Origin of the sequence: Bradyrhizobium nivariense (assembly GCF_029846695.2) — a bacterium.
Classification (GTDB): Bacteria; Pseudomonadota; Alphaproteobacteria; order Rhizobiales; family Xanthobacteraceae; genus Bradyrhizobium.
In genome coordinates, this window is sequence record NZ_JARWCR020000073.1 from 40,940 (window position 1) to 47,322 (window position 6,383).

General features: G+C 59.9%; 5 protein-coding genes and 3 pseudogenes. 7 read left to right on the forward strand and 1 reads right to left on the reverse strand.

Going from position 1 to position 6,383, the window contains the following annotated elements:
* Positions 1–2 precede the first annotated feature (2 nt).
* Both QCM77_RS37630 and QCM77_RS37635 read left to right on the forward strand, forming a co-directional pair.
* Positions 3–335 carry a DUF3147 family protein gene (locus QCM77_RS37630; protein ID WP_280096261.1) on the forward strand — a complete coding sequence of 111 codons (333 nt, stop codon included), beginning with the start codon at positions 3–5 and terminating at the stop codon, positions 333–335.
* Positions 336–348: 13 nt separating this feature from the next.
* Complete coding sequence (locus QCM77_RS37635; protein ID WP_280096262.1) at positions 349–786, forward strand: DUF3147 family protein; 438 nt, start codon at positions 349–351, stop codon at positions 784–786.
* On the opposite strand, the gene QCM77_RS37640 is transcribed toward QCM77_RS37635, so the two are convergent.
* Complete coding sequence (locus QCM77_RS37640; RefSeq protein WP_279667987.1) at positions 783–2,234, reverse strand: carbohydrate porin; 1,452 nt, start codon at positions 2,232–2,234, stop codon at positions 783–785. The two genes, QCM77_RS37635 and QCM77_RS37640, sit on opposite strands and share 4 nt — an antisense overlap.
* 185 nt (positions 2,235–2,419) lie before the next feature.
* Between QCM77_RS37640 and QCM77_RS37645 the strand changes: the two are divergent.
* From QCM77_RS37645 to QCM77_RS37665, 5 genes and pseudogenes are all read left to right on the forward strand, one after another.
* Positions 2,420–3,307, forward strand: a pseudogene (locus QCM77_RS37645) (PAS domain S-box protein); the annotation flags it as partial.
* Positions 3,308–3,355: 48 nt separating this feature from the next.
* A pseudogene (locus tag QCM77_RS37650) lies at positions 3,356–4,166 on the forward strand (PAS domain-containing protein); the annotation flags it as partial.
* 35 nt (positions 4,167–4,201) lie between these two features.
* Positions 4,202–4,711, forward strand: a pseudogene (locus tag QCM77_RS37655) (sensor histidine kinase); the annotation flags it as partial.
* Entirely contained in the window at positions 4,708–5,190 is a 483-nt protein-coding gene (locus QCM77_RS37660) for a response regulator (protein WP_279667989.1), read from the forward strand. The pseudogene QCM77_RS37655 and the gene QCM77_RS37660, both read left to right, overlap by 4 nt.
* A gap of 452 nt (positions 5,191–5,642) precedes the next feature.
* Positions 5,643–6,230 (forward strand): DUF2934 domain-containing protein, encoded by a 588-nt coding sequence (locus QCM77_RS37665; RefSeq protein ID WP_279667990.1) that lies wholly within the window; start codon positions 5,643–5,645, stop codon positions 6,228–6,230.
* Positions 6,231–6,383 lie beyond the last annotated feature (153 nt).

A 6,383-nucleotide genomic window follows, 5' to 3' on the forward strand; every position in this document is an offset into this window, starting at 1 on the left:
GAATGGTGGACTACGCGCTGCGCTTTCTGATTGGCGGTTTGGTCGTTTCCCTGTTTGCGGTCATAGGCGACGTGCTGCGGCCCAAGAGCTTCGCGGGATTGTTTGGCGCCGCGCCCTCCGTAGCTCTAGCAACGCTCGGCCTCGCCTTCTCAAAACATGGCGGCGACTATGTTGCGATTGAAGGCCGCTCGATGATCCTCGGTTCGATCGCGCTGGCGGCTTACAGCGTTGTTGTATGTCAGTTGCTGATACGGGCCGAATGGTCGGCGCTCAAGGCCACCCTCGCCGCTCTCGCGATCTGGCTTGTGGCCGCGATAGCCTCAAGCAATTTTTGATAGGCTGACCACTATGGTTGTCCACTTCAAGTTCTCCGCACTCAAGCAGGGACGACTTTACGAAGATGTCGTGCGTTTTGCATTGGGCGGGTTGGCAACCGTGGTGAATGGCCTTGTCGCGGACGGGGCAGGGCCGGAGGCCGGCGGGCTGATGCTGGCCTTTCCCGCGATCTTCTGTGCCAGTGCGACCTTGATCGAGAAGCATGAGCGTGAGCGCAAGGAGAAAAACGGCCTGCGCGGGCAGCGACGCGGAAAGGCTGCCGTCGCACTTGATGCCGCCGGGGCCGGATGGGGAAGTCTGGGCCTTGCCTGCTTCGCGCTCTTCATCTGGTGGCAGGGACGCGCTTTACAGCCCGCGCTCTGCCTCGCAGCGGGTTCGCTCGTCTGGTTCGCGGTCGCCGTCCTCATGTGGCGCCTACGGCGCGAACTACGTTTCGGAAGTCCCTCCTAAAATTTAAGAGTCGTCCGCAAGCCGAACACGGAAGCATTCTTGAGTGGCGTTCCGGCTAGAGGTCCTGAAGGGTTCGTTGCTCCTCCACCGGGGTGAATGATGTACTGAAAATTGGGCTGCAGCGTCCAGCCGTCCCTGATCTGGTACTGATAGACGGCGGTTAGAAGGCCTTCGAAGTTTCGCATGGGCCAGTTGGGATTGACGAGAGCACGATAATCAGCGTCGAGCGCTTGCGCGCGCTTTGAGACATGTGCATAGCCGGCCGCAATGCCGAACTTGTCGTCCGGCCGTGCATCGCTGAGGCCGATAAACTCGATACCGGTGTCCGCATAGAGATCGATCAGGTTGCGATCAGCTGGTGCGCCGGCGACACGGGTAAAAAAGCCGATGCCACGATCGTCGCTCTTCGGTATGCGATAGAGCTTCTGCTCGAAGACCATCCAGCCGCCGATGTCACCGGACAGCAGCAGGGGCTCGCCGCTGCTGGCGGGCGATGCCCGTGAAACGCCGTTGGATGCGAAACGCTGGTCGGCAAAGCTACCCAAATGACGCCAGGCGCCAAATTTGATTTGGCCGGCAGGGTTTTCATCGCCCTTTTTGTTATTCCAGGCGTACTGGATCTGTCCGAGCAGCAGGGGCGGATCGTTGATGCGGAAGTTCACGCCATAGCGGTTACGCTCCTGAGGATCGCCCGGCCCGGGCCCCGCCTGGTCGCCGTCGAATATGCCGCCGAGGACCGACAGTTGGTCGGTGACATTTACGAGCAACCTCATACCCATGGCCGCCAACGGAGGCGACGGGCCGCCGCTGGGCAAATCAAGCGAAGTAATTGCCGGCCAACCCATCGAGGCATTGGTGAAGACATCAGTGTATTTGGTGTTGAAGAACTCGCTGTCGGCTGCCAGCTGGCCGAACTTCAGCGAGACTTTCTTGTTGCCCCACTGCTTCTCGAAGTAAGCCTCGTACAACCGGGTCGAGGGCAGAGCTTCGATGCCGCTAACCACGAAGAAGTTCTGCAGATTGCTGCGCGATAGCCCATCGCCGTGAATCTGGAACATGTTGGCGTGGAAGGTGAGCTTGTCGATGCCGGCGAGCTTCTCAAGATCGACATCGACGGCAAGGTTCAACCGGCCTTCGTAGATCGCTCCTTGCTTCAGCCCGCCGGACGAATTGCCGAGGCCTTCCCCGATGTAGGTCGCGGCAAACTTGACGCCGTATTTCTGAAGAGGGTTCGGCAATAAGCCGAGTGTTTTTTCCTCGACGGTGCTCTCGCCCGTGTCTGGGTCCGCCGGCTTGTCGTCATCCGTCTTTTTGTCCTCTTGTGCGAAGACATTCCCGGCTGCAAGAAGGCACGCGGCAACCAGCGTCAGACTGCAGAGGTGACGGATTTGAAGTAATGCCGACACTTGGTAAGCCCAGCCAAGGAGTTCCTTTTTGCAGATGGGCATGTTCGAAGGCTGGTTTCAAGTCGCCCAAGGCTAATCGCCAATGGATGTTGTGCGTTGCGGTGTGCCCAGGACCTCCAAAGGGAACCTTTGTTCCAAAAAAGCGTTTCGTAACGTTTTGCGCAGCCTCCAGACCGAGTCTGCAAGGAAGCCAGGCGCGATGCCGTGGCGCGGGAGGGACGAGGCCAATGAACATTCAAAATCGGGCGACGCCCGGCCTCGGTGATCAGAGGCAATTGGCTCCGATCGATGCACGTCTTGCCGCGACCTACGAGCATGTCGGCGCCGGCATCGTAGAAGTGGACGAGAATGGCCGCATGTTGCGGGTCAATCAGCAGCTCTGCGAACTCACAGGTTATTCGGCGGCCCAACTGCTGGGCCGAACAATTTTCGAGGAGACGCATCCGGAAGATGTGTCGGAGGATCGCGGTCAATTCCAGCGCCAGCTCGCGGGCGAGTTCGAGCGCTACAGCATCGAAAAGCGCATTGCCCGCAAGGATGGCGGCCATATCTGGGCCCAAGTGACGTCGTCGAGCGTCCGCGATGCTAACGGGCGCTTTCTTTATGCGGTTCGCGTTCAGCACGACATCACCGATCGCAAGCGAGCTGAAGAGGCACTAGCCCGTCGCATGGAAGAACAGGCAGCGCTGTTTGCCTTTTCGGAGCGATTGCAGCATTGCACCTCGTCCACCGATTGTTACGAGGCCGCCCTTAATGCCATCACACGGGCCCTGGCTTGCGAGCGGGCATCAATCCTCCTGTTTGACGAGGCGCAGATAATGCGGTTTGCGGCCTGGCGCGGTCTTTCGCAAGGCTACCGACAGGCGGTCGAGGGGCATTCGCCTTGGACGCCGGACGCGCATGATCCGCAACCCATAGGTATCGAGGATGTCGCGAAAGCAGATCTGCCGGACGCGTTGAAGCGGACCATCCTTGAAGAAGGCATTCAGGCAGCCGCCTTTATTCCCATTCTGCAGGATGGCCGCCTCACCGGCAAATTCATGGCTTATCACAGGCTTCCTCATTCCTTCAGCGAGGCCGAGATCGATGTCGCACTGGTCCTTGCGCGACTGCTGGGCTTCAGCCTTGCTCGCCTCGCCGGCGAGGAAGCGCGACGGGTGGCTGAACGCGATGCGCGGCAACTCGCGGCGATTGTCGAGTCTTCCGACGATGCGATCGTCAGCAAAAATCTCGACGGAATTATACTGACCTGGAACGAAGGCGCTGAACGGTTGTTCGGTTATCGCAAGGAAGAGGTGATCGGCCAGTCGATCATGCTGCTGATTCCCCAAGATCGCGAGAGCGAGGAGGCCGACATCCTCACCCGGATCAGGCGTGGCGAACCCATTCACCACTATGAAACTGTGCGCCGCCGCAAAGATGGACGCATGGTCGATATCTCGCTGACGATATCGCCGATACGAGATCGCAACGGTCTTATTGTCGGAGCCTCGAAAATCGCACGCGACATCACCGGACGGAAACTCGCGGAAGAGCGCCTCCGGGACAACGAACGGCGATTGCAGGAGCTGCTTGCGGCGATACCGGCGGCAATCTACACAACAGACGCGGCCGGCAGGGTCACCTATTTCAATCAGGCGGCGGTCGAACTCGCAGGCCGTACACCGCAGCTGGGCACCGATGAATGGTGTGTCACCTGGAAACTTTACTGGCCGGACGGAACACCGTTGCCTCACGATCAGTGCCCGATGGCCGTTGCCTTGAAGGAAGGTCGATCTGTGCGGGGCGTCGAAGCGGTTGCCGAGAAGCCGGACGGGACGCGCGTTCCCTTCGTCCCCTTCCCGACCCCCTTGCGCGACGCCTTCGGAAACGTCACCGGCGCGATCAACATGCTGGTCGATTTGAGCGAGCGCAAGCAGGCCGAGACGCAGCAGCGGCTGCTGCTGAATGAGCTCAATCACCGTACCAAGAACAACATGCAGGTGCTGCAAGGTCTCTTGCAGGGTGCTGCGCGGAGCGCTCGCAATGAGGAAGCGCGCCAAGTTCTCGAGGAGGCCTCCCGCCGCATCGCCGCGATGGCGGCGGCTCAACGCGTACTCTATGGCACGACAGATGCGACCCGCTTCTCCGCCGAACAGTTTCTCGGAGCGGTGGTGGAAACGGTACAGCAGACATTGCCAAACAACGTGAGGATTGAGCGGTCTCCGGCGACGGGCGTGCTGTCCAACGATATCGCCATGCCGCTCGCTCTCATCCTCAACGAACTGCTGACGAACGCTGCTAAGCACGGCATCAACGATCCGGACCGGAATGGCATCCGCGTGACGCTGAACGAACGGGATGGAGAATACGAGCTGGAGGTGGAGGATGACGGCCCTGGTTTTGAGTTGAGCGCCGTTCAACAGAACTCCTCAGGCTTACGTCTTGTGCAGGGTTTAGCCCGCCAGCTGCGCGGGGAATTCGAGGTGACACGCGCGCCTTCGCGCGCTCGCCTGCGCTTCGCGACGACCAGCTCATGACGCTTTCGGAATCCGAGAAACAGGGCAACGCGTCCACGTCTGGCGAGGCCGGTGATCAGCCGGCTGCTTCGGAGACCGGGAACGTAGCGAAAGCGGCGCAGGAAAGGCCCGCGATCCTTATTGTCGAGGATGATTTCCTGATTGCGATGGAGGCAGAGAGCGCGTTGATCGCGGCCGGATTTCAGATCAGCGGCATAGCCGCCACGGCCGAGGAAGCCATTTCGCTTGCACGGGCGCATAAACCCGCGATCGCCATTATGGATATCCGCTTGGCTGGCCGTCGCGACGGCATTGACGCCGCCGGCGATCTCTACCGCGAAATCGGCGTGCGCTGCGTGTTTGCAACGGCCCATGACGATCAGCAGACGCGAGCGAGAGCCACGCCATTTTTGCCTCTCGGCTGGCTGTCCAAGCCCTACACCATGATGTCGCTAATCAATCAGGTTCGGGAAGCCATCGCGAAATCGAGTTCAAGATGATATCTCTGCGGCGTCTGCCTCCGCGGGAGCGCAACCGGCGATCTCATCACCGATGGAAGTCGCGGGCCGGGCGTTGATGGTTAACTAAACGCATTCTGGCTCGAGTTCCGTCCACTTGTGCACTGCAACTCAGAACAGGCCATAACCAAATTCATTGGAATAGTTGTGAGCTTGATCCTGCGAGGGACAATAGCCGCTTCTTGCACCTTAATGTGGCATGATCGCTATAGGCCAGTCGTCATAGCGAGGGCATTCGCACCGAAGCTGTACCTCGCATCCCGCGTCCCGATCTGAACGATATAAGTTGCGCTGTGTTTTGCGCGCTCGACGCTCCGTCACCCGAGAGCCGTGCTGTCCCCTCGACATGTTTTCTGAATCTTGCTTTCGGTCCGGATGAGGACCTAAAGCGAACATTCCTCCGCGTCCGGCGTCTTACATTGTGGAGCGGCGTGATGGACCAATTGGTCGAGCTTGAAAGACTGCAACATCAGCTTGAGTTGGCCAATCGTGCGATCGCGTTGATTGGCGACCGGGAAACCGTGGAGCGACTGGAAACGTTCGCGAGCGAGATCAGGGAGAGGCTCGCGGATTTGCGGGCGATCCTGGGGCGCGGGAAAACCAGCAGACGCGCTTATGCGCTATGGCAGGAAGCCGGCCGGCCGGAAGGACGTGACCTGGAATTCTGGCTGCGGGCTGAAAGCGAGTGGTCGGGCGAGAGCCGCACATCGACGGACGCGGCAGCGCCCGTTTGGAACCGCTCGCGGGCCGCTGACTTGAATCCGCGGGCCGGTTTTCCCGCCGATTGCCGGCCTGCACGGCCCTTACCTCTATCCCCAAATGCCCCCCAAGGCGAGGCCGTGCTTGGTCGGGAGGTCCGCATGCCTGAAGTCTACGAGGACGATATCCGCGCACACGCCTACAAGCTCTGGGAAGATGCGGGCCGCCCTGAAGGGCGGATCGACGAGTTCTGGCATGAGGCCGAGCGCCAGATCAAGGAAGAGCAGGTCCGGCACGAATTGAAGACGCCCGATACTCTCTGATTCCATCGTCCGGGGCGCGATTGTTGTGAGCTGCTGCCGGTTTGATGGACACCAAGTTTAGGTGTTTCATGGAGCCGGAGGTAGTGATGCGAAGACGAAAGTTCAGTCGAGAGTTCAAGATCGAGGCTGTCAAGCTTGTCAGGGAGCGCAGGG

Coding starts and splice junctions, on each gene's coding strand:
- QCM77_RS37630 (WP_280096261.1), top strand. CDS start 3: ATGGTGGACTACGCGCTGCGCTTTCTGATTGGCGGTTTGGTCGTTTCC.
- QCM77_RS37635 (WP_280096262.1), top strand. CDS start 349: ATGGTTGTCCACTTCAAGTTCTCCGCACTCAAGCAGGGACGACTTTAC.
- QCM77_RS37640 (WP_279667987.1), bottom strand. CDS start 2,234: ATGCCCATCTGCAAAAAGGAACTCCTTGGCTGGGCTTACCAAGTGTCG.
- QCM77_RS37660 (WP_279667989.1), top strand. CDS start 4,708: ATGACGCTTTCGGAATCCGAGAAACAGGGCAACGCGTCCACGTCTGGC.
- QCM77_RS37665 (WP_279667990.1), top strand. CDS start 5,643: ATGGACCAATTGGTCGAGCTTGAAAGACTGCAACATCAGCTTGAGTTG.